The sequence below is a fragment of the Amycolatopsis magusensis genome (assembly GCF_017875555.1).
GTDB classification, from domain to species: Bacteria; Actinomycetota; Actinomycetes; order Mycobacteriales; family Pseudonocardiaceae; genus Amycolatopsis; species Amycolatopsis magusensis.
This window is the reverse complement of record NZ_JAGGMS010000001.1, coordinates 2,542,472-2,565,206: the sequence shown is the minus strand read 5'-3', so window position 1 is coordinate 2,565,206 and position 22,735 is coordinate 2,542,472. Positions and strand designations below refer to the sequence as shown.

General features: G+C 71.5%; 20 protein-coding genes. 7 read left to right on the top strand and 13 right to left on the bottom strand.

The features are described 5' to 3' along the window. Window positions 1-72 precede the first annotated feature (72 nt). Window positions 73-900 (bottom strand): RDD family protein, encoded by an 828-nt coding sequence (locus JOM49_RS11935; RefSeq protein ID WP_209664362.1) that lies wholly within the window; start codon window positions 898-900, stop codon window positions 73-75. Between the two features lie 79 nt (window positions 901-979). Here JOM49_RS11935 and JOM49_RS11930 point away from each other — a divergent pair, with 79 nt between their 5' ends. Beyond that, a complete protein-coding gene (locus JOM49_RS11930) occupies window positions 980-1,987 on the top strand; it encodes a stage II sporulation protein M (RefSeq protein WP_209664361.1) in 1,008 nt (335 codons plus the stop codon). A 209-nt stretch (window positions 1,988-2,196) separates the two neighbouring features. On the opposite strand, the gene JOM49_RS11925 is transcribed toward JOM49_RS11930, so the two are convergent. From JOM49_RS11925 to JOM49_RS11905, 5 genes are read right to left on the bottom strand one after another with little or no spacing between them, the layout of a single operon-like run. Further along, complete coding sequence (locus JOM49_RS11925) at window positions 2,197-3,474, bottom strand: DUF58 domain-containing protein (protein WP_209664360.1); 1,278 nt, start codon at window positions 3,472-3,474, stop codon at window positions 2,197-2,199. Then, window positions 3,474-4,433 carry an AAA family ATPase gene (locus JOM49_RS11920; protein ID WP_209664359.1) on the bottom strand — a complete coding sequence of 320 codons (960 nt, stop codon included), beginning with the start codon at window positions 4,431-4,433 and terminating at the stop codon, window positions 3,474-3,476. The genes JOM49_RS11925 and JOM49_RS11920 overlap by 1 nt, the downstream gene beginning before the upstream one ends. Beyond that, window positions 4,430-5,566, bottom strand: a complete 1,137-nt coding sequence (locus JOM49_RS11915; RefSeq protein ID WP_209664358.1) for a DUF4350 domain-containing protein — start codon at window positions 5,564-5,566, stop codon at window positions 4,430-4,432. Before JOM49_RS11915 ends, JOM49_RS11920 begins: the two co-directional genes overlap by 4 nt. Then, entirely contained in the window at window positions 5,563-6,186 is a 624-nt protein-coding gene (locus JOM49_RS11910) for a DUF4129 domain-containing protein (RefSeq protein ID WP_209664357.1), read from the bottom strand. The genes JOM49_RS11915 and JOM49_RS11910 overlap by 4 nt, the downstream gene beginning before the upstream one ends. Further along, complete coding sequence (locus tag JOM49_RS11905; protein ID WP_209664356.1) at window positions 6,183-7,361, bottom strand: DUF7847 domain-containing protein; 1,179 nt, start codon at window positions 7,359-7,361, stop codon at window positions 6,183-6,185. Before JOM49_RS11905 ends, JOM49_RS11910 begins: the two co-directional genes overlap by 4 nt. Before the next feature lie 214 nt (window positions 7,362-7,575). On the opposite strand from JOM49_RS11905, the gene JOM49_RS11900 reads away from it, so the two are divergent. Further along, window positions 7,576-8,709 carry a neutral zinc metallopeptidase gene (locus JOM49_RS11900; protein ID WP_209664355.1) on the top strand — a complete coding sequence of 378 codons (1,134 nt, stop codon included), beginning with the start codon at window positions 7,576-7,578 and terminating at the stop codon, window positions 8,707-8,709. Between the two features lie 254 nt (window positions 8,710-8,963). Further along, window positions 8,964-9,224, top strand: coding sequence for a hypothetical protein (locus JOM49_RS11895; RefSeq protein WP_209664354.1), 261 nt, complete (start codon window positions 8,964-8,966; stop codon window positions 9,222-9,224). Here the strand turns inward: JOM49_RS11895 and JOM49_RS11890 are convergent. From JOM49_RS11890 to JOM49_RS11875, 4 genes are all read right to left on the bottom strand, one after another. Next, complete coding sequence (locus tag JOM49_RS11890; RefSeq protein ID WP_308158720.1) at window positions 9,221-9,688, bottom strand: hypothetical protein; 468 nt, start codon at window positions 9,686-9,688, stop codon at window positions 9,221-9,223. The genes JOM49_RS11895 and JOM49_RS11890 overlap by 4 nt on opposite strands. A 51-nt stretch (window positions 9,689-9,739) precedes the next feature. After that, entirely contained in the window at window positions 9,740-10,819 is a 1,080-nt protein-coding gene (locus JOM49_RS11885; RefSeq protein WP_209664353.1) for a potassium channel family protein, read from the bottom strand. Window positions 10,820-10,883: 64 nt separating this feature from the next. Then, complete coding sequence (locus JOM49_RS11880; protein ID WP_209664352.1) at window positions 10,884-14,195, bottom strand: ATP-dependent helicase; 3,312 nt, start codon at window positions 14,193-14,195, stop codon at window positions 10,884-10,886. After that, window positions 14,192-17,410, bottom strand: a complete 3,219-nt coding sequence (locus tag JOM49_RS11875; RefSeq protein ID WP_308158719.1) for an ATP-dependent helicase — start codon at window positions 17,408-17,410, stop codon at window positions 14,192-14,194. Before JOM49_RS11875 ends, JOM49_RS11880 begins: the two co-directional genes overlap by 4 nt. Window positions 17,411-17,517: 107 nt before the next feature. On the opposite strand from JOM49_RS11875, the gene JOM49_RS11870 reads away from it, so the two are divergent. Then, a complete protein-coding gene (locus JOM49_RS11870) occupies window positions 17,518-17,829 on the top strand; it encodes an MGMT family protein (protein ID WP_209664351.1) in 312 nt (103 codons plus the stop codon). Window positions 17,830-17,851: 22 nt separating this feature from the next. Further along, a complete protein-coding gene (locus JOM49_RS11865; protein ID WP_209664350.1) occupies window positions 17,852-18,676 on the top strand; it encodes a siderophore-interacting protein in 825 nt (274 codons plus the stop codon). 100 nt (window positions 18,677-18,776) lie between these two features. Here JOM49_RS11865 and JOM49_RS11860 read toward each other — a convergent pair whose 3' ends face one another. Both JOM49_RS11860 and JOM49_RS11855 read right to left on the bottom strand, forming a co-directional pair. Continuing rightward, window positions 18,777-19,586 (bottom strand): uroporphyrinogen-III synthase, encoded by an 810-nt coding sequence (locus JOM49_RS11860; protein ID WP_209664349.1) that lies wholly within the window; start codon window positions 19,584-19,586, stop codon window positions 18,777-18,779. Beyond that, window positions 19,579-20,544: a helix-turn-helix transcriptional regulator gene (locus JOM49_RS11855; RefSeq protein WP_209664348.1), complete on the bottom strand. Its 966-nt coding sequence runs from the start codon at window positions 20,542-20,544 to the stop codon at window positions 19,579-19,581. Before JOM49_RS11855 ends, JOM49_RS11860 begins: the two co-directional genes overlap by 8 nt. A 62-nt stretch (window positions 20,545-20,606) precedes the next feature. Here JOM49_RS11855 and JOM49_RS11850 point away from each other — a divergent pair, with 62 nt between their 5' ends. Beyond that, entirely contained in the window at window positions 20,607-21,002 is a 396-nt protein-coding gene (locus JOM49_RS11850; RefSeq protein WP_209664347.1) for a DUF3224 domain-containing protein, read from the top strand. Window positions 21,003-21,012: 10 nt separating this feature from the next. Then, the gene (locus JOM49_RS11845) at window positions 21,013-22,107 is read left to right on the top strand and encodes a DNA glycosylase AlkZ-like family protein (protein WP_209664346.1); all 1,095 of its coding nucleotides are present in this window, start codon (window positions 21,013-21,015) and stop codon (window positions 22,105-22,107) included. Here the strand turns inward: JOM49_RS11845 and JOM49_RS11840 are convergent. After that, on the bottom strand, window positions 22,032-22,730 hold the full coding sequence (locus JOM49_RS11840; RefSeq protein WP_308158718.1) for a sirohydrochlorin chelatase: 699 nt from the start codon (window positions 22,728-22,730) through the stop codon (window positions 22,032-22,034). The genes JOM49_RS11845 and JOM49_RS11840 overlap by 76 nt on opposite strands. Window positions 22,731-22,735 lie beyond the last annotated feature (5 nt).

Sequence of the window (22,735 nt, the reverse complement as noted above, 5' to 3'; positions counted from 1 at the left end):
ACCACACCACGGGAACCGCGGTCCGTTTCGCGAAGTATTTTTACCGGCGTTCGTCCTCATGTTCCCCACGGCTCAGCTCGGCGGGGCGAAGGGTTGCGCACCGGGCGGCGGCCCGGGCGGCGGTGGCGTGGGACCGGGCGGCTGCTGGGCCCACGCCTGGGCGTGATCACGGCGTCGTCGTTCCGCGAGCACGGCGGACAAATAGGTCCAGTACGGCATGCCCGGCGGCACCGGCGTCCCGATGGCGTCGGCGATCTCCCGCGAGATCTGGAAGCCGAGCTGCGACCGGGCGTCCTCGCTGAACTCGCTCCAGCGGCCGAGGTACTGGCGTGCCTGCAGCGCGGCGTCGTCCGGCAGGTGCGCGAGGTCCAGGTGCGCGGCCCAGTGCTCCAGGCCGGGCGGCATCACGATCACCGGCGTGATCGCGGCCGGGGTGCGCTCGGAGATCACCACGGTGCCCGCCAGGTAGTCGCCGACCCGCTTGCCGCGGCCGGAGAGGAAGGCGACCACCAGCGCGACCGCGCCGGCCAGGCCGAGCGCCCAGAAGTCGACGAAGAACCCGGCCAGGCCGCGGGTGAGCGCGTGGCGGAACCGGATCGGGCCGCCGTCGTCGCGGACCACGCGCAGGCCCAGCGCCATCTTGCCGAGGGTGCGGCCGCCCGACAGGCTTTCCATCGCCACCGGGTAGCCGACCAGGGTGAGCACGACCAGCACCAGCGAGACAGTGAGGAACAGCGCCTCGTCGAGCGTGGTGGCCAGCGCCAGCCCGGCGACCAGCAGCAGCCCGAACAACACCGCCGCCTGCAGCAGGACATCGAGCAGGAAGGCCAGGCAGCGGGTGGGCACGGCGGCGACGCGCAGCCGCAGCACCACGGCGTCCCCGGTGACCAGTTCGGACATCTCGCTCCCTCGCAGACATGGGGTTCGGCCCGAGAGTAGTACTGTCGGGCGGACTGGAACCGAGGGGAACGGACCGGGATTGGACGTCGACGTCTTTGTCGCCACGCACCGGCCCGCGTGGGACCGGCTCGAGGAGCTGACCAAGCGCAGCCGCAGGCTGACCGGTGCCGAAGCCGACGAACTGGTGCTGCTCTACCAGCGCACGGCCACGCACCTGTCCACGCTCCGCGCGAAAGCCCCGGACCCGGCGCTCATCGAGCACCTGTCCGCGCTGGTGATCCGCGCGCGCTCGGCGGTCACCGGCACGCACAGCCCCGCGTGGCGGGAGTTCGGCCTGTTCTTCACGCGCCGCTTCCCGGCGGCGGTCTACCGGAGCTGGCACTGGTGGGTGCCGGTGATGGTGGTCTCACTGCTGGCTTCGGCCGCGGTTTCGGCGTGGATCGCGATGAACCCGGACGTGCAGGCGAGCGTGGCCGCGCCGGAGGAGGTCCGGCAGCTGACCGCGCCCGGCGGTGACTTCGAGTCGTACTACTCCAGCGACCCGGCGGCTTCGTTCGCCGCGCGGGTGTGGACGAACAACGCGTGGGTGGCGGCGGGCTGCCTGCTGCTCGGGGTGCTGTTCGGCTTGCCGGTGCTGTACATCCTGGCGACCAACGTGCTCAACGTCGGCACGTCGGGCGGCTTGATGGCCGCGGCCGGGCGGCTCGACATCTTCCTCGGCCTGATCACCCCGCACGGCCTGCTGGAGCTGACCGCGGTCTTCGTCGCCGCGGGCACGGGCCTGAAACTCGGCTGGACGGTGATCGACCCCGGCCGCCGCACACGAGCCGCCGCCCTCGCCGAAGAGGGCCGGACCGTGGTGCTGATGGCGCTGGGACTGGCGTGCGTACTGCTGGTCACCGGGGTCATCGAAGCCTTCGTGACGCCTTCGGGCCTGCCGACTTGGTCGCGGGTGGGGATCGGGGTGGTCGCCGAACTCGTGTTCTTCGCCTACGTCTTCCTCGTGGGCAGGCGAGCCGCGCTGGCCGGGGAAACCGGGGACCTGGACACCCGCCTCAGCGCCGACACCGCCCCCACCTCCGCCTGATCCCCTACCCCTGTCACGAACGCGGGGTTCGCCTTCCTGAACGCAGCATTCGACTTCCTGAACGTGGAGTTCAGCTGCCCGAGTCCCACACTCAGGAAGCCGAGTCTCACGTTCAGGAAGCCGAGATCCACAGTCGGGAAGCTGAGGCCCGCGTTCGGGTGGGCGAGTTCCGCGTTCGGGTAGGCGTGGGGGCGGGTGGAAGAGGCGGGTTAGAGGCGGCCGGCGGCTTTGAGGGCCAGGTAGCGGTCCGCCAGTGCGGGGGCCAGTTCGGCGGGTACGGCGTCCACCACTTCGACGCCGCGGCTGCCGAGCAGGCTGGTGACCTGCCGCCGTTCCGCGAGCGTTCGTTCCGCGGCCGCGGCGTCGTAGACGGCCTCGGCGTCACCCCGCGCCCGCGCCATTTCCCACACCCGCGGGTCCGCCACCGCCGCCACGAGTACCTGGTGCCGCGCGGTCAGCGAAGTGAGCACCGGCACCAGACCATCCTGCACCGGCGCCGCGTCCAGGCCGGTGAACAGCACCACCAGCGACCGCTGCCCCGCCCGCCGCAGCACTTCGGTGACCATGCCGCGCAGATCCGGCTCGACCAGTTCCGCCTCCAGCGGCGCCATCGAGTTCACCAGCGACGGCCCCGCCCCCGACGCCGAAGCCCGCAGGGCGCGGTCGTAGGCGATCAGCTGCACCCGGTCCCCCGCCCGCTCGGCCAGCGCGGCCAGCAGCAGAGCCGCGTCCATCGAAGCGTCCAGCCGCGGCACATCGCCGACGCGGCCCGCCGACACCCGGCCGGTGTCCAGCACCAGGACCACGTGCCGGTCCCGCTCCGGCCGCCAGGTCCGCACCATCACGTCGGCCGCCCGGGCCGAGGCACGCCAGTCGATCGAGCGCACGTCGTCGCCGATCACGTACTCGCGCAACGAGTCGAATTCCGTGCCCTGCCCGCGGACCAGCACCGCCTGCCGCCCGTCCAGCTGCCGCAGCCGCGAAAGCCGCGCGGGCAGGTGACGGCGGCTGTGGAACGGCGGCAGCGCCCGCAACGTCCACGGCACCTCGTGCGAACCCTGCCGCGCGGCCAGCCCCAACGGACCGAACGATCGTACGGTTACCGCCGCGGCCCGCCGATCCCCGCGACGCGTCGGCGTCAGCACAGCCACCACGCGACGGCTCTCCCCACCGGGGATCACCACGGAATGCCGATCCTCGGCGATCCCCGCGCTCGGCTGCCACGCGTCACGAAGCCGGCCGCGCAACGTCCGCGTTCCCGGGTTCTCCACCGTCAGCGTCACCTCGGCGGTCTCACCCAACCGCACGGAATCGGCGCCGGAGCGCGAAAAAGTCAGCGCACGGACACTCGCCGCGAGCGCCAGGTCGACCCCGATCGCCAGCACCAGCACCAAAGCCAGCACCAGCAAGGTCAGCCCGGACGGCCACAGCACCGCCACCACCACACCCGCCAGCGCGACCAGCCCGGCGCGCCCGGTGATCGCCATCAGCGCGGCACGGGCACCGAAGCGAGCACCCGCTCCAGCACCCCGTCCGCGGTCGCGCCCTCCAGCTCGGCCTCCGGCCGCAGCCCGAGCCGGTGTCGCAGGGCGGGCCTGGCCAGCGCTTTCACGTCGTCCGGCGTCACGTAGTCACGACCGGCCAGCCACGCCCACGCCCGCGCCGCCGCCAGCAACGCGGTCGCCCCACGCGGTGAGACCCCGAGCCGGACCGACGGCGAAGTCCGCGTCGCCCGGCACAGGTCGACGATGTAGGCGATCACTTCGGGCCGCAGCTTCACGTCCGCCACTGCGGCCCGTCCGGCGGCCAGTTGCGCGGGCCCGGCGACCGGCTTCACCCCGGCGGCGGTCAGGTCACGCGGATCGAAGCCTTCCGCGTGCCGCAACAGGATTCCGTACTCGTCCTCGCGCGAAGGTTCCGGCATGGTCAGCTTCACCAGGAACCGGTCGAGCTGCGCCTCCGGCAACGGGTAGGTGCCCTCGTACTCCACCGGGTTCTGCGTGGCGATCACGATGAACGGATCCGGCAGCGCACGCGGTTTGCCGTCCACCGAGACCTGCCGCTCCTCCATCGCCTCCAGCAGCGACGACTGGGTTTTCGGCGGCGTCCGGTTGATCTCGTCGGCGAGCAGCAGGTTGGTGAACACCGGCCCCTCGCGGAAGGAGAAGTCCGCCGTGCGCGCGTCGTAGACCAGCGAGCCGGTCACGTCGCCGGGCATCAGGTCGGGGGTGAACTGCACGCGCGTGGTGGTCAGGTCGAGCGCGGCCGCGAGCGAGCGCACGAGCAGCGTCTTCGCCACCCCCGGCACGCCTTCGAGCAGCACGTGCCCGCGGCAGAGCAGGGCCACGATCAGCCCGCTCACCGCGCCGTCGTTGCCCACCACGGCCTTGGCGACCTCCGCACGGAGCGCGATCAGTGCCTCGCGGGCGTCAGCAGCGGACGTCATCGGTCGTCGACCTCTTTCTCGAGTCGGTCAAGTTCATCGGCGAGCCGGACCAGCGCCGGATCGTGGTCCGGCGGCGGACCGTAGAGCAGGGCGTGCACCTGCGCGCCCGGCCTGCCGGTCCGGGCCGCGAGCGCGCCGATCAGCGCGGGCGGTTCGACGTCGGGCGCCAGGCCGACCCGTGGCGCGAGCCGGGTGCGGGCGGCGTGGCGCAGTGTTCCGGCCGCGTGCGCGGCCGCCCCGGACCGGCGGTAGAGCCGAGCCCGGCCTTCCACCGTTTCGGCCGCGCGGACCACCACCGGCAGCGGTTCGTGGACCACCCGTCCCAGCCGCCGGGCCCGCCACAACGCCAGTACGACGGCGGCCACAAACAGTTGCACCAGCCCGAATTTCAGGCCTGCTGGCACGAGTTCGGTGAAGGACTTCTCGTCACCGCGCAACGCCGAATCGGTCGCCGAAGGCAGGTACCAGACCAGGCGTTCGTTCGCTCCGAGCACACGCATGCCCAGTGCCGCGTTGCCCGCTTCGGCGAGCCGGGCGTTGGTCAGCGGAGCCGGCGTGCCGAGCAGCGTCACCGTCGTCAGCGGACCGCCGAACCGCTGGACCAGCGTGCCCGCCTCGCCGTCGGGATAACACGAGAGCACGCCGTCGCCCGGTTCGTAGCGGACGCCGCCCGAGGTCGCCTCGGCCGCGGCCACCGCCGCCGAGAGCGGGCACTCGGGCTGCCGGTTCTGCACCTCGGTGATCCCGGCGACCTCCGTGCCGGGCAGCACCGCACCGACCGCGGGCCCCTGCGCGCCGACCAGCACCAGTTGCCGCGCCCGGTCGCGCAGTTCGACGAGCCGCTCCGGCGGCAGCAGGTCCGGCCGGGCGATCAGCAGCGTGGCACCGGTCGCCGACCGGGCTTCGTCGAAGGTGTCCACCTGATCGACGCGCACGCCCTGAGCCCGGAGCAGTTGGGCGAGCGCACGACCGCCGTCCGGTGCGTACGAATCGGGGTGCAGCTCCTCGCGCGCGCCTTCGTCACCGCGGATGATCACCAGCGCGAGCACGCCCGCGAGCAGGACCGCCAGGATGATCAGCGGCTTCTTCGCGGCACGCCAGAGCTTCTCGGCGCTGGGCGAGATCGACGTCACCGGGCGGCTCCGCCGACCAGCGGCCGGGTCGCGGCCGCCGCTTCGTCGAGCGCGACCAGCCGCCGGTAGCCCGGCTCGGTGGCCGGGCGACCGCCGTAGAACACGTCGTCGAACTGGGTCGCGCCCTGACGCAGTTCGTCCGCGAGCGCGGGCAGTCGCCTGCCCGCCTCGGTCGCGGCCTCGTCAGCGGTGCGCCCGCTCCGCACGTCCAGCACACCGCGTTCTTCCAGACCGCAAACGATTGCGCGGAACCGATCGCGCACGGCGTCGGCGAGCCTGCCTTCGGCCAGCGCGGTCTCGGCGGTCTGCCGGTACCCGGCGGCGGTCAGCTTGTCACCGTCGAAGACCTCGTGGGAAGCCTTCGCCCGCCGCCGGGTCGGACCGAGCCGCCGCCGGATCACGAAGACGGCGACCAGCAACAACAACCCGAGCAGCACCCAGCCGAGCGGGCCCGCCGTGGTGAGCTCGGCCGCGGCCGTGAACACCTCGTCGAGCCGCGCCAGCACCCACTCCATCGCCTTGGCCAGCCAGGACGGCTCGGCCGCCTGGTAGGCCGGGTCGGCGAGCTCCCGTCGAGCCGCTTCGGCGGCCTCGTCCCGGCCGATGTCGACCGGGATCATGACGGGCGCGGCGGCTCTGGGTCCTGCTTGGGCTTGTCCTCCTCGGTGCTTCCGGCGCTTTCCGTGCGTTCAGTGCTTTCGGTGCTCTCAGTGCTTTTGGCGGGCTCCGGCTGGGTGGCCGGCGGTTCGGTGACCTGGCCCAGCGGCAGCCCGGAGGGCGGGGTCAGGTCCGTGGACCCGGCGGGCGGCGCGGCCGGGGCCGCGGCGGCACGGGCCAGCTGCAGGTCCATGCCCTCCTTGCGCATGCGCTGGTCGATGTAGACCAGCGCGCGGACGCCTGAGGAGAACGGCGTGGTGAACGTCAGCGCGATCACCGTGCCGAGCGTGGTCAGCGCCGTCCCCCAGACGGTGTACTCGGGCAGGTCGCCGGTGAACATCGAGGAGAAGCTGGAGAAGTCGCCGGCCAGCGCGAACGGCAGCGAGACCACCTGGTTGATCACCCAGGCGATGACCAGCGACAGCAGCAGCACCCCGAGCACCCGCCAGAAAGCGCCCTTGACCAGGTGGAGGGACCGCTTGAACGCGGTGCCGACGCCCGCCTTCTCCAGCACCAGCGCGGGCGTGGCCAGGCCGAAGACGACCGCGAGGTACACGCCGGGGACGATGCACAGCAGCAGCCCGACGAAGATCATCAGGGTGTAGAGGATGGTCAGCCCGACCAGCGGCAGCAGCCGCGGCGCGGCCTCCTTCATCGCCTCGCCGAAGGTCGGCTTGCGGCCGAGGATGGCCTTGCCGACGACGACGGTGAGGAAGCCGTCCAGGAAGCTCGAACCGAGGGCCGAGACCAGCCCGCCCACCACGGCCACCAGCGCACTGGAGCCGAGCAGGTCGCCCAGCAGGTCCTGCGCCTGCCGCTCGGTGATCACCTCGTCGCTGATGGCGGCCACGCGGTTGAGGTCGTCGAGCAGCGGGAGGGTGACCAGGAAGCCGATGGCCTGGGTGATGAGCACCACCACGAGCGACACGCCGAGCATCACCGCCGGGTTGCGCCGGACCGTGGTGAAGGCGCCGTCGAGGATCTCCCCGACGTTCAGCGGCCGCAGCGGGATCACGCCCGGTTTGCCGTACCCGTCCGGGTTCCAGCGGGGGCCCGGTTGCGGTGCCTGGGGCCAGCCCTGCGGCTGGTGGTGCGGGGGTGGCCCGCCCGGGGTCGCCCACCCGTTCGTGTCGCTCATCGGCTCCTGCCCAAGGTCGGTCTCGGTGACCCCGCCAACTCTTTCAGAGCAGGTCGGCCCAGGCCAATGCGACTCGGCGGAACGGTCCGGGGCGGTACTGCCGGTGTGTGGTGATTCGCCCGGAAGGGCCCCGGCGGCGCGGGTGAGTGGATATGCTCTCGGCAGTCGTGACCGCCTAGGCCACCAGTGCCGGAGACAGCCGGGGATCCTCTTTATGACGCAACCGCCGCAGGGCCCGTGGCCGCCGCACGGCCACCGGGGCCAGCAGCCCCCGTCCGGCCCGCTGCCGCCGCCGCGCCCGGCGCCCGGTCCGCCGGGGTACCCGCCGCCGCACTGGGGCCAGCAGCTGCCGCCGTACGGGGGTCCGCCGCGGCCGCCGAAGAAGTCGAACGGGCCGCTCATCGCCGTCTGCGCCGGAGCCGCGGTGCTGCTGGTGGTCAGCCTGATCGTGGTGGTCGTCGCGGTCAGCTCGAACAAGGACTCGGTGGCCGACGCGGGCACCATCGCCCCGGCCACGCTGAGCGACACGCCGACCGAGCCGACGGGTGGTTCGTCGAGCACGGCGTCGTCGAGCACGTCCGCGCCGAGCAGCTCTCGGTCGGCGGAAAGCCCGTCGAGCAGCGGCCCGCAGAAGATCTACCAGCTCGCCGATCACCCGATCCTGCAGGATCCGCAGGCCGGGCTGAAGAACCGCGTGTGCAACCTGCCCGGGTGGCAGAGCAACCAGTCGGCGGCGGAGGCGTTCTTCACCGCCGCCAGCCAGTGCCTCGACGCGGCTTGGGGGCCGTTCCTGGAGCACTACAACCTGCCGTTCACCCCGCCGAGCCTGCACTTCCCGACGGGTTCGAGCTTCCAGACCGAATGCGGCAACATCCAGGTGGGCATCGCGACCGCGGCGTACTACTGCGAGAACAACCTGTACGTGCCCTTCCGCGGTCTGCAGACCGATCAGTACGGCAACAACCCCGGCGTGTACCTGGCTCTGTTCGCGCACGAGTACGGGCACCACGTGCAGGAGGTCGCCGGGCTGATGGACGCCGCGTGGGAAGAGATCTACGCGGCGGGGCAGAACTCGGAAGCCGGCCTGGAAATGGCGCGGCGCAAGGAACTGCAGGCGCAGTGCTTCTCGGGCATGTTCCTGGGGGCGCACGTGGACCGCGGCGGCACCATCAACCGGGACATGTACGACAAAGCCTGGGACGACCAGGAAACCCGCGGGGACAACACCTCCGGCAGCCGGGACCACGGCACGAACGCGCACTACGCCTCATGGTGGCGGGCAGGCGCCAAAGACAACCGAATCGTCGACTGCAACACCTTCTCCGCCGCCAGCTCCACAGTCTCCTAACCCAACCCCCACCCTCACGCACCCGAACCCCACACCCAGGAAGCCGAACCCCACACTCACGCACCCGAGTCGCACGCTCGCGCAGCCGAAACCCACCTTCGTGCAGCCGAGTTCCACACTCGGGCAGCCGAACACCACGCTCGCGCAGCCGAGTCGCGCATTCGTGCACGCGAGTTCCGCACTGGGGCAAGCCAGTTCCACACTCGGACGCGTGAGTGCCGCACTGGGGCAAACGAGTTCGAAGCTGGGCGAATGTGGGGTTCAGCCGCCCGAACGTTGAACTCGGCTACCTGAGCGTGAAATTCGGCCGCGCGAGCGTGGGGTTCAGCTTCCTGAACGTGCGGTTCGCTTGCCTGAGTGCGGAGTTCGGCCGCGCGAGCGTGGGGTTCAGCTTCCTGAACGTGGGGTTCGCTTGCCTGAGTGTGAAGTTCGGCTGCCCGAACGTTGAACTCGGCTGCCTGAACGTGGGGTTCGGCTGCGTGAACGTGGGGTTCGGGGGCGGGCGTGGGGGTTAGATTAGGACGGGGCGGCGGCGGGGGCCTCGTAGGTAGAGGTGGGCGTAGGTGCCGCCGGCCAGGCAGCTCAACGCGAGCAGGCTCAGTGCGACCGGCTGCAGCAGTGAGTTGTCGTTCCGAGCGGCGGCGACGATCCGCACCTCAAGCGGGCCCGAGCCGGCATCCGAGGGCACCGCCACATCGAACTGTTCACCTTCGCTGTGCCCGCAAGCACTCAACGTGGCATCCCGCCGCTGCCCGTCGACCTCCACGCGGACGCCTTCCCGAGCGCCCGTATTCGTACAGGGCAGGGGTTTCGTCACGGTCGCCCGCACCACCACGTCGTCGGTGCCGCCGTTCGCTCCGAGTACACCCGGAGTCAGCCAGACAGCCAGCACCACGAGCACCCCGGCGAGCGCGGCGACGGCGAACTCACGCCAGCGCGCCGAAGCGCGTTCCGGCGAAGTCCCCGATTGCCCGCTCACAACGGCAATCGTTCCAGATCCCCCTGGCAAAACCCAGGCGGACCAAGATCATCAGCTGGACTGCTCCGCCGGGGTGACCTTCTTGACGTAGAGCAGCCGGTCCCCCGGCTCGATCGCGTCGGCCTCGGGGGCGTCCACCCGGAACAACTGCCCGTCGCGCACCAGCCCGAGCACGATGTCCGGCAGGTGCCGCGGCGAACCGCCCTCCTCCGACGGCTCGACCGGCCGCTCGGCGATGGCGAGCCCGGACTCCGGCGTGAGCAGGTCCTCCACCATGTCCACCACCAGCGGCGTGGACGTGGCCATGCCGAGCAGCCGCCCGGCCGTCTCGCTGGAGATGACCACCTGGTTCGCACCGGACTGCTTGAGCAGGTGCACGTTCTCCGCCTCGCGCACCGAAGCCACGATGTGTGCCTTGGGCGCCAGTTCCCGCGCGGTCAGCGTCACCAGCACCGCGGAGTCGTCGCGGTTCGAGGCGACCACGACCGCCCGCGCGCGCTGCACCCCCGCGACCCGCAGCACGTCCGACCGCGTGGCCGAGCCGTGCACGGTCACCAGGCCCAGCACCCCGGCGGCGTCGAGCGCCTGCTGGTCGGTGTCCACCACGACGATCTGGCTCGGTTCGATGTTCTCGTCGCCGAGCAGCGTCTTCACCACCGCCCGGCCCTTGGTCCCGAACCCGACGACCACCACGTGGTCCCGCACCTTGTGCCTCCACTTCTGGATCTTGAACGCCTGGCGCGACCGTTCGGTGAGCACCTCGAGCGTCGTGCCGACCAGCACGATCAGGAACAGCACCCGCAGCGGGGTGATGATGACGACGTTGACGAACCTGGCCGACGGCGTGGCCGGCGCGATGTCACCGTAACCCGTGGTCGACAGCGACACCGTGGCGTAGTACACGCTGTCCAGGAAGGTCAGCCCGTCCCCGTTGGCGTCGCGGTAGCCGTCCCGGTCCAGGTAGACGATCAGCACGGTGGCCAGCAGCGCCAGCCCCGCCCCGATCACCCGCTTGACGATCGCGCGCAGCGGGCTGACCGTGTGCTCCGGCATCTTGATCACGCCGACGAGCTCGTGGTCGGGCTGGTCGTGCAACCGGTCGCCCAGTTGGAAGGGGATGCGCTTGATCATGCCTGCTCCCCGAGGCGTGCGTGGATCACGCGGGGAGCGTAGCCGACGGTGACTTCGGCCACGTTCATTCCTCCGGTACCGAGCGGAGGATTTCCCGCAGCCCGTCGAAGTCCAGCAGGTCGACCGGGCTGATCGTGCGGTCGTCGCGCACGTAGTGGAACGCCGCACGTACCTTCTCCAGCGGCACCCCGGCCAGCACCGACCAGGCCAGCCGGTACGCGGCGAGCTGCACCGACAGCGCGGGCAGCCGGTCCGGGCCGGGCACGCCGCCGGTCTTCCAGTCGAGCACGGTCCAGCCGCCGTCGGGGTCGGCGAACACCGCGTCCATCCGGCCGCGCAGGTTGATGCCGTCGACCTCGGCGGAGAACGGGACCTCCACGTCGTGCGGGGTGCGGCTCGCCCATTCGCTGTGCTCGAAGGCGCGCTGCAGCAGTTCCAGCTCGCCGTCGCCGACCGCTTCGTCGTCGGCCGCGCCGGGCAGGTCCTCGAAGTCGAGCAGCCGGTCGCCGCTGAACCGCTGTTCCAGCCAGGCGTGGAAGGCCGTGCCGCGGCGCGCGAAGCTGTTCGGCGGCGCGGGCAGCGGGCGGCGGAGCTTGCCCGCCAGCGACTCCGGATCGGCGGCCAGTTCGACCAGCTGGCTGACCGACAGGTGGTCGGGCAGCACGATGTCCTCGGTCCGGCCCACCGCCTTCGCCCGTTCGGCGAGCAGCACGTCGGTGTCCGCGATCCAGCCGTCGGGGTCCTCGTGGCCCTCGTCCGGATCGGGTTCCTCGGGGTCACGGCGGCTCAGCACGGCCAGTTCGTCCAACACCAGTTCGACGCCCTCGGTGACCGCGGATCGCCTGCTGCCCAAGGGATCGACCGGCCACACCGCGGTCCGGGTCGCGGTGGTGAGCGGGTTCTCCTCCTCGTTCTCCGGCGGGTCGGCCCACTGCTCGATCACGCCGAGGTCGCCCGCGCCCTCCTCGATCACCACCTCGCGCACCTCGCTGAGGAAGGTGGACGGGCCCTTCGGTTTCGCGCTGCTTTCGTTCCACCAGTGCCCGGAAACCAGGAGTCCGTGCTCGGACCGGGTCAGCGCCACGTAGCAGAGCCGGCGCTCCTCGTCGGCCTCGCGATCGGCGAAGTTCGCCTCGTGCAGCTCCAGTTCTTCGAGCACTTCCTTACGGTTCTCGCCGCCGGAGAGCCGAAGCTTCGGCAGATCCTGCTCGTCACCGCGGAACTTCGCGGGCAGCGCGGTGACCGTGCGCAGCCACGAGGAAGACCGCCGCTTGCTCGGGAACACGTCGTTGACCAGGTGCGGAACGGCCACGTACTGCCACTCCAGGCCCTTCGCGGCGTGCACGGTGAGCACCTGCACGCGGTCCGGCACCACCTCGACCTCGCCGGGGCTGAGCCCGTCCTCGGCGTGCTCCGCGGTGGCCAGATAGTCCAAAAAGGACATCAGCGTGGCGGTCGGCGAGGTTTCGGCGAATTCGGTGACCACGTCGGCGAAGGCGTCCAGGTGGGCCCGGCCCGCGGCGTTCGGCCGGGCCAGCGCTTCGACGTCGAGCAGCATGGTCCGCTCCACATCGGACACCAGCTCCGGCAGCGACTGGTCGAGCCTGCGCCGCAGAGTGGCCAGTTCGGCGCCGAGGCGCTGGATGCGACGATACCCCTCGCGGGAATAGCGGTCCGCCTCACCGGGATCGTCGATCGCGTCGACCAGACCGGTGTGCTCGGCCCGTTCCGGTACCAGCGTCGCCTCGGTTTCCTTGGGAGCGGCGGGATCCGCGGACAGTTCGACGGCCCGGCTCCACAATGCCTTCACGTCCGCCGCGCCCAGCCGCCAGCGCGCGCCGGTCAGCAGTCGCGCGGCCGCCGTGCCCGCCAACGGGTCCGCCAGCACCCGCAGCGTGCTGACCAGGTCGGCGACCTCGGGTTCCTCCAGCAGGCCACCGAGACCGACCACCTCCACCGGCATCCCGCGCGCCCGCAGCTCGGCGGCGATCGGCGCCATGTCGGCCCGGCGGCGGACCAGCACGGCGGCGGTCGGCGGCTCGCCGGTCGCCTCGATCGCGGTGAACCAGCGTTCCGCCAGGCGTTCGGCGACCCATTCGCGTTCGACGCGGATGTCCGGCAGCAGCGCGACCGAGACGTCCGCCGGGTGCGCGCCGACCCGTGCGCGCAGCTGCTTGACACCGAGTCCCTTGGCCCGCAACGGTTCCACGATGGCGTTGGCCAGCACCAGCACCTCGGGCGGGTTGCGGAAACTGGTCAGCAGACCGTATTCGTCGGCGGGCGCGAGGCCTTCGTCGGTGGATTTCGGGAAGTCGGTGGTGAACCGCGGCAGGTTCGCCGCGCTCGCGCCACGCCAGCCGTAGATCGCCTGCGCCGGGTCACCCACCGCGGTCACCGTCATCGACGGGTGCTCGCCCATGCCGAACAACCCGCGCAGCAGCACGCGTTGCGCGTGCCCGGTGTCCTGGTACTCGTCGAGCAGCACGGCGGTGTAGCGCTCGCGCTCGCCGATCACGACCTCCTCGTGGTCGGTGACCAGCCCGGCCGCCAGTGACATCTGGTCCGCGAAGTCCAGCGCGCCTTCGGCTCGTTTGCGCTCATGGTAGGCCTCGACCAGCGGCAACAATGCGAGCCGGAAGCGTTGCGCGGCAACGATCTCCTGCAGCTTGACCGGCAGCGAGTCCCGCTGCCCCTTGGCCTTCGGCGCGTTCTCGATCAACGCGGACAACCACGCCGTGTACTCGGCCAGCCTGTCCGTGGACACCAGGTGTTCGCCCAGCTCACCGGCCAGGCCGAGCACGTGCGCGGTGATCGTCGGCGGCACCTTGTCGGTGTCGAGATCGGGGTCCCAGTGCGAGACCACCCGATGCGCGAGCTGCCAGGATGCCGTCTCCGACAACAACCGCGCGCCGGGGCGGACCGGCAGCCGCAGCCCGTGCTCGGCCAGCAGCCGACCGGCGTAGGCGTGGTAGGTGAGCACGGTCGGCTCGCCCGCCATCACCGACGCCCGGCGACCACCGCTCGGGTCGACCCGGTCGAGCAGCCCGGAACCGGCCAGCCGCCGCAGCCGCGCACGCACGCGTTCCCCGAGCTGTCGTGCGGCTTTGCGGGTGAAGGTCAGGCCGAGCACCTGTTCCGGGGTGACGAAACCGTTGGCCACCAACCACACCACGCGCGCGGCCATGGTCTCGGTCTTGCCCGCGCCCGCCCCGGCCACCACCAGTGCCGGTTCGGTGGGTGCGGCGATCACCGCCGCCTGCTCAGGCGTCGGCGGGTGCAGGCCGAGCGCCTCGGCGACGTCGGCCGGGGTGACCAGGCGATCGGCCGTCCCGCGCCGGGGGTCCGGGGGGCGTCCGCCGGGCAGCGTCACGGTCATGGCCCGGTCACCTGACGGCCTTCCGGGCGCACCGGGCACGAGCCGCGTGCCGGGCAGCGCGGGCAGTCCGCGTTCTCCCGGGCCTCGAAGCCCGGCCCGGCAGCCGATCCGGCCGCACGGCGGACCAGTTCCAGCCAGGTGGGGCCGGTTTCCTCGTCGAGCGGGGCCTGTTGCCGTTCCGTGGCACCGGTCTTCTTGTTCGCCTTGGCCACGTAGACCAGCTTGGCGCCACCCGGCTCGGTGCCGAGGTCGCCGAACGCGCCCAGCAGCACGGCCAGCTGGTAGGCCGCGAGCTGCGGGTGCTGCTCGGCATCCGTGGCGGTGACCGGGGTCTTGCCGGTCTTGATGTCCACGATCACCGGACGGCCCTGCTCGTCCAGCTCCAGGCGGTCGACCCGCCCGCGCAGGCGCACGAGCAGCTCGTCCTCGCCGTCGCCGTGCTCCGGGGGCAGCACGACCTGCACGTCCTTCTCGTTCCCGGCGCTGGTCAGCTCGGCGCGGCTGGTGCGCAGCCAGGCCATGAAGTTTTCCAGCATCTGTTCCACGCGACGGCGTTCGCGCCGGGAGAACCAGGGCGCACCGGCGTCGACCCGCGTCCACGCCTCGTCCAGCGCGGCCCTCAGGTCGTCGTCGTCCGTGCCTTCGGCGGCGGCTTGGGCCAGCGCGTGCACCAGCGTGCCGGTGACCGCCGCGAGCTGGGCGGGATCGTCGCCACCGTGGCGTTCCAGCAGCCAGCGCAACGGGCAGCGCGCCAGGATCTCCACAGTGGACGGCGAGACGCTGACCAACTGCCCGGGGTTGAACAACGCGACCTCGGTGGACGGCTGCGGCACCCCGTACCAAGTGGACGGATGCGCGCCGGGGACCCCGGCTGCCGCCAGTTTCGCCAGCTGGCGCGCGGCGAGCTGCCGTCGTTCGGTGTCCATCTCGGCGTCGCACACGGATCGGCGCAACTCGCCGACCAGTTCCGCGAGCACCAGCGACCGGCCACCGGTCTTCAACCGCGGGTCGGCCGACGATTCGTCCGGCGCGGCTTCGTCCAGTTCGTCGACGAAGCGCGAGGGCTGCTCGTCCTCACCACGCACCGCGCTGACCAGCAGCGTCCGCCGAGCCCGGCTGGCGGCCACGTAGAACAGGCGGCGTTCCTCCGCCAGCAAGGGCGCTGCCGCGGACACCTGCTCACCATCCACACCGGACAGCAGGTCGACCAGCTTCTCCACGCCCAGCAGTGATCCCCGCAGCCGCAGGTCCGGCCAGCTGCCTTCCTGCGCGCCGACCACCGCGACCACCGTCCACTCACGACCGGCGGACCCGTGGGCGGTGAGCAGCGTGACGCCCTCCTTGCGGGCGGCCTTGGGCGCGAGGCTGTCACCGGCGATCTGCTGCGAGGTCAGGTAGTCGGCGAACGCGGTCACCGTGGAATGCGGCAACCTGTCGACATAACGACCGGCGGCGTGGAACAGGGCCACCACCGAGTCCAGATCGCGGTCGGCCTGCGAGCCGAGCGACCCGCCTCGATCGGCGAACCGCAGCAGCCGCGCCTCGAGATCGCTGGCCTGCCACAGGTCCCACAGCACGTTCTCCACGTTGCGGTGTTGCAGGATCGACTCGCGCGCTGTCGCGATCAGCCCCGCCACGCGACGCACCGGACCGGCCTCCGCGTCGGCGAGCGCGGTCAGCGGATCGTTCTCCAGCAACGCTTCCACGAGCAGTTCGTCACTGGACCGCTCGCCGCCCGCCGACAGTTCCAGCCGTCGCAAGCCGCGGCGCAATCGCCGCAACGCCAGTGGGTCAGCGCCGCCCAACGGTGAGGCCAGCAGCATTTCCGCCACGTCGGCATCCACAGTGGACGGATCATCGGCGGCCCGGAGCGCGGCCAGCAACGGCCGGACCGCGGGCTGCTTGGCCAGCGGCAGTTCCTCGGAGGCCGCCGCGATCGGCACCCCGGCCGCACGCAGGGCGCGGATGAGCACCGGGAAGGTCCTGGACGGCGAGCGCACCAGCACGGCCATCTCCGACCAGGGGATTTCGTCCATCAGATGGGCGCGGCGCAGCTGATCGGCCATCCACGCGCCCTCGGCGGCGGGGGTGGACAGCAGCCGGATCTTGACCACGCCCTCGTCGGGCTCGTCCTCAGTCTCGGTTTCGGGCTCGGTTTCGGCCGGGCGCAGTTCCGGGCGCCGCGGGCCGGGGAGGTGCCGGACCAGCCGGTTGACCGCGGCGGCGATCGCGGGCGCGAGCCGATGGGTGCGGGTGAGCCGGATCGTCCGGTTCTCGCGGCGGTCGGCCTGCTCCAGCAGCGTGGGATCGGCGCCGCGGAAGGAGAAGATCGACTGGTCGGGGTCACCGGCGAGCACGAAATCGTCGGCACCGGAGCCGAGGTGGCGCAGGAGACGGAACTGCAGCGGGTCGAGGTGCTGGGCGTCGTCGACGAACAGGTGCCGCACGCGGTTCTGCTCACGCAGCATCAGGTCCGGCTCGGTGTTCAACGCGACCAGCGCGGAAATGACCAGCTCAGCCGCGTCGTAGGCGGTGGCACCGGGCAGCGCGAGCGCGTTGCCACCGGCTCCCTGCAACGCGCTGACGTCCTCGTACTGCCGCCAGAACGTGCCCGCGGCGATCCACTGCTCGCGGTTCTTCTGCTCGCCGAGCTTGATCAGGTCCTCCGGCCCGAGCCCGCGTTCGGCGGCGCGCAGGAGCAGGTCACGCAGCTCCTCGGCGAACCCCGGCACGGTCAGCGCGGGCCTCAGCTCGACCGGCCAGTCGAGCGCGCCCTGCTCGAGGTCGCCCGCGAGCAGCTCGCGCATCATCACGTCCTGCTCGGCGCTGTTGAGCAGGCGTGGCGCGGGCTCCTCACGCAGGCGCGCCTGCAGGCGCAGCACGGCGTAGGCGTACGAGTGCACTGTGCGCACGATCGGCTCGCGGATGGTGCGGGGTGCGTCGGGATCACCGTCGTTGAGCAGGCGCGTGGTTTCCGCACGCAACGCTTCCGCGGCGCGACGCGACGTGGTGAGCACCAGGATGCGCTCGGGATCGACGCCCTGGTCCCGAATCCGGCGCGTGACGGCCTCGGCGAGCAGCGTGGTTTTCCCGGTGCCCGGACCGCCCAGCACGCGCACGAACCCGACCGGTCCGCCGAGCACACGACGGGCGTCGGGCTCCCAGCGGCGGGGTGGCGACGGCACGACCGGGCGGCGCACCAGTCGCGCGCTCACCCGGTGCTTCGTCCTGCTTGCCACACCCGATTGGACCACGGGAGGTGATCGGCACCGTGTAGCGGCACCCGCTCGGAACTGTCGGTGTCGTCCGGTTAGCTGTACGCATGGACGAAGAGCTGCACGAACGGGTGCGGGCGGTGATCAGCGACGTGCCGCCCGGCAAGGTCTCCACCTACGGCGACATCGCGAACCTGGCCGGCGCCCCCTCGCCGCGGATGGTGGGCGCCATCCTCGCCGAAGACGGTTCCGACCTGCCGTGGCACCGGATCCTGCGCGCGAACGGCACCCCGGCGCCGCACCTGGCCGACGAGCAACTGGCGCGGCTGCGCGCGGAAGGTGTGCTCGCGGACGGGCAGAAGGTGGACCTGCGGACGTATCGATGGAATCAGGAGGAGCCCGAGGGTGGTCTCTGGTGACGTCTATGGTTAGCCTTGCCTAATGGCGAGCCCGACGTACCACCCGATCCACGTGTCCGCCGTCCGGCGGCTGACGCCGCACATGGCCCGGATCACCTTCGAGGTGGCCACCACGGTTCCCGACGTGGGTCCGGACCAGTACGTCAAGCTGTTCTTCCCGGTTCCCGGCGCCGAGCGTCCCGTCCTGCCGCCGTCACTGGACGACGGCGAGGTGCTCACCTGGTACCGGCGCTACCTCGCCATGCCGGACGCCGAACGCCCGCCGATGCGCACCTACACCGTGCGCGCCATCCGCCCTTCGGAGTTCGACGTCGACTTCGTCCTGCACGACGTGGGCCCAGCCTCGTCCTGGGCGGAGCGCGCTTCCGTCGGTGACGAACTGATCTTCCTGACCCCGCCCCACGCCCTCTACACCCCACCCGACGACGCCGAATGGCAACTACTCGTCGGCGACGAGTCGACCATCCCGGCCGTGGGCGCGATCATCGAGTCGCTCCCGGAGGACGCGGTCGTGCGGGCTTATGTGGAGATCGGGGATCCGGAGGACGAGCAGACCTTCGACACCGCCGCGAAGGACGTCGAGATCACCTGGATCGCGCGCAATGGGCGGCCACACGGGGAAGCTGTCCTGGAGGCCGTACGCGCCGCCGAACTGCCCGCCGGAAAGGCCTACTCGTGGCTCTCGGGGGAGGCGAGCCTGGTGAAGTTCGCCCGCCGCCACCTCGTCCGGGAACGCACCTTCGACAAACGAGCCATCACCTTCACCGGCTACTGGCGACAGGGCAAAACCGAAGAAGAAGTAGGCCGAGAAGCCCTCGCCACCCCACCCGCCCCAGACGACCTCTAAAGATTCGGCACATGCCGTGAATGTGGCTTTCACGGCGGATTCGGCCGTGAAAGCCACATTCACGGCACCCGTCCTCGATGGGCCCGCCGCGCAATGGACACTAAGAGGCCGGGGTGGAGAACTCCCGTACCAGTAGCTTCACCAGCGCCCCCAGCCGTGGCCGGTCCGGCTGCAAAGTAGGCACCCCCAACTCCGTAAGCGGCGCCGCGGTGACAGAACCGACGCAGGCACAAACAACCCGCGTACGCAGGGCCTCCACCAAAGAATCCAACCGAGGACCAGCCAAAGTAAGCAGGTTCGCCACCGCCGGAGCACTGGTGAAAGCCAGTACCCGAACCCCACCACCCAGCACATCGTCGATCAGCGAATGCGCGGGAGCCAGGTCAGCCGGCCATTCCCACCGGTAGGGCTGCACCTCGACAACCTCAGCCCCAGCAACCACCAACGAGTCCGTCAGAGCAGGCAACGGCGTCCCGTGCAACTGCACCGCGACCCGCTTGCCCGCCAATTCCTCAAGAAGCAGATGATCGAACAATTCCGCATTCGTCTCCCCCGGAGCCGACCATTCTTCCGCCAGCCCGAAACCCCGGACCGCGCCCTTCGCCTTAGGACCCCGCACCACGATCCGCGAAGCACCGAGGTGCCTCAGCAGCTCGTCCCGAAGGCCCCAGCCCTCCGCGGCCTCGACCCAGCCCCGGAACCCTGCCCCCGTGGTCACCGCCGAGTAGTCCACCGGCGCGGAGAGCACCGCGTCGGTCGCCGTCCGCAGCAGGGCGTCGTCCGGCAACGGCACGATCCGGATCGTCGGCGCGTGCCGCACCACGGCGCCGTGCCGTTCCAGGGCCGCGATGAACTCCTCGGCCCGCCGTTCCGCCGTGATCCCGATGGTCACGCCGCTCAGCTCACCCATAGTGCGCACCCATCTCCCGAATCGCCTCGGCCACTTCCTCGCGCAGGTCGGCGGGCTCCAGCACCTGCAAGCCCGCCCCGAACCGCAGCAGCTCCCCGATCGCCGGGCGACCCTGCTCCACCGGCAACTCCAGCTGGACCCACCCCGCCTCGTCCGGCACGGCCGAAGCCTCCCGCAACGCCCGCGCACCCACCGCGCCCAGGTAGAACGGTACGAGCGTCTGCGCCAGCGGGGACAGGCGCACCACCGCACGCCGCGAATACAGCCGCCGCTCGAACTGCTCCGACCACGCCCGCCAGTACTCGGCCAGGTCGAAATCAAGAGGCCGCCTGAACTCGCCCAGCGTCTCCATGCCCTCGATGCGCGAGATCCGGTACGTCCGGTCGTTGCCCTCACATCGCGCGGCGAGGTACCAGCTGCCGCCTTTCAGGATCAGTCCCAGCGGCTCGATCTCCCGCGTGACCTCCTGGTTCCCCCACCGCCGGTACTCGATCCGCAGCCGCCGCGTCTGCCACACCGCCTCGGCCACCTCCGCCAGTTGCGGCAGGCTTTCGATTCCCCGGTGCCACCCGGGAACGTCCAGGTAGAACCGCTGCGACACGCTCGCCGCCCGATCACGCAGGTCCGCGGGCAACGCCGCGTAGAGCTTCAGCTGGGCCGCCGCGAGGACGGTCCCGAGCCCCAGTTCGGACGCCGCCGCGGGCAGCCCGGCCAGCGACAGCGACCGCGCCTCCTCCTCGGTGAGCCCGGTCAGCCGCGTGCGGTAGCCGTCGACCAGCTGGTATCCCCCGGTCCGCCCGCGATCGGCGTAAACCGGTACCCCGGCCGCCGACAACGCCTCGATGTCGCGGTACACCGTGCGCACCGAGACCTCGAGCTCCCCGGCGAGCTCGTCGGCCGTCATCCGGCCCCGGTTCTGCAACAGCAGCAGCACCGACAGCAACCTGCTCGCCCGCATGGACCCAGTATGCCCGGAAAACCTGACACAAGCTGTCAGGTAAGCCCGGCACAGTACGACCCATGAACACCTTTGCGACGAAGACGTGGGAAGAGAACGTGGTCAGCGGCGCCGAAGGCCAGCCGCGGTACGCACACGCCCACGCGGTGATGACCTACTCGGGCCTGATCGAGGGCGAGTCCTCCTGCGACTACCTCCTCTACTACACCGGCCCGGACTACGACGGCGCCGGCCAGCGCGCGCCCGGCTTCGAACGCATCGAGGGCGCGGTCGACGGCCGCAAGGGCAGCTTCGTGATCCGGCACGAGGTAGCGTTCGACGCCAGCGGCATCGACGGCACGTTCACCGTGGTCGACGGCTCGGGCACCGGTGAGCTGACCGGCCTCCGCGGCACCGGCACCGCCACCGGCGCAGCGGGCGAAGCGGCGATGTCCTACACCTTCGATTACTCCCTTTAGGACGGACACGATGGACAGGCAGCAGGTGATGGCCTACCGGATCGCCGCGCAGGGCCTGCACCGGGAGACGGCCGACCCGCACGACCTGGCCGTGTTCGACCTCGGCGTGCAGGACAACCAGCGCGGTGGCCCGGCCATCGCGCTGGCCGCGCGGCTGCCCGCCCCGGCCGACCCCGGCGACGACCGGTTCGCCCTGCTCTGGTCCCACCGCGGGGCACCGCACCTGCACCGGCGGCAGGACCTGAAAACCCTCGTCGCCGGCCTGGTCCCACTGTCCGAAGCGGACGCCCAGGCGCGGATGAACTGGCAGCGCGCCCAGGTCGCCCGCGCCGGTGTCCCCGCGGCCGAGGCGCTGACGGCCACGGCCAAGGCCCTGCGCAAGGCCGTCGGCAAGACGATGACCAAGGGGGCCGCGAGCACCGCGGTCACCAAGCTCGTACCGGACGGTTTCTCGGTCTGGTGCCGTGGTTGCGGGGCGACGCACATCCTCGAACAGCTCATGCGCCTGGCCGCGCCGCTCGCCGGGCTCGAACTGGTCCGGGACGCGTCCCCCGCGACCCTGACCCCGATGGAGAACCGCGGCCCGGTCCCGGCCAAGCCGGACGTCGCCGCCGCGACCGCCGTCATGGCGGCCTACCTGCGCCTGCACGGTCCGGCCGCCCCCGGTGACGCGGGCGGCTTCTCCGGCACCACGGCGACCGTGGCCCAAGACATGTGGCCGTCGGACCTCGCGGAAGTGCAGGTCGACGGCAAGAAGCGCTACCTGCCGGCCGACGCGCTCGCGCTGCTGGAGAACCCGCCGGAGCCCGACGTCGTGCGCCTGCTGCCGCCGTCCGACCCGCTGCTCCAGGCCAGGGACCGCGACCTGCTGGTACCGGAGAAGCCCCGCCAGAAGGAGATCTGGAAGATCCTCGGCAACCCGGGCGCGCTGCTCGCCGACGGGGAGATCGCCGGTGTCTGGCGCCCCAAGACCTCCGGCAAACGGCTGTCGATCGCCGTCACGTCGTTCTGGCCGCTCGACCCGGGCACTCAGAACCGCGTCGCCGAGGAAGCCGAACTGGTCGCCGCGGCTCGCGGGCTCACGCTCGCCAAGGTCGACTGGTAGCGCCGGACCACGAGGTCGGCGACGGAGGCGTGCGCGCCCAGCGGGTCGGCCACCACGGCCGCACCCGAGTCGACGAGCCGCCGGTGGAACAACCCGGGCGCGAGCAGCCACGAAGCCACCGCGACCCGCGATACCCCCAGCGAAGCCACCACCTCGGCGATCGACGGCCGCGCGGTGGCGGCGAACCCGACCCGCACCGGCACGCCCAACCGCGCCCGCAACGCCCGCGCGGCCACCCGGACCTCGCTGAGCGCACGAGGATCACTGGACCCGGCCGCCGCCAGCACCACGGCGTCGCCTTCGCGGTACCCGGCGTCGAGCAGCCGGGACTCCAGCACGTCGATCAGCTCGGGTGCCGCGCCGAAAGCCGGCGTCACGGTCACCGCCGGGTGCCCGCTCGCCTCGATCTGGGCCGGGATGTCGGTCCGCACGTGGTACCCCGACGCCAGGAACGCGGGCACGACCACGGCCGGGCCGGACGCCTCCGCGAGCACCGTCGTCCCGTCGGGCTGGAGCACGTCCGCGTAGGCGACCCGCACCGGGACGGCCACCCGCTCGCGCACCAGTTCCGCCAGTTCCGAAATCACGCGCACCCCGGCCGCGGCCCGGGTTCCGTGTGCCACCAGGA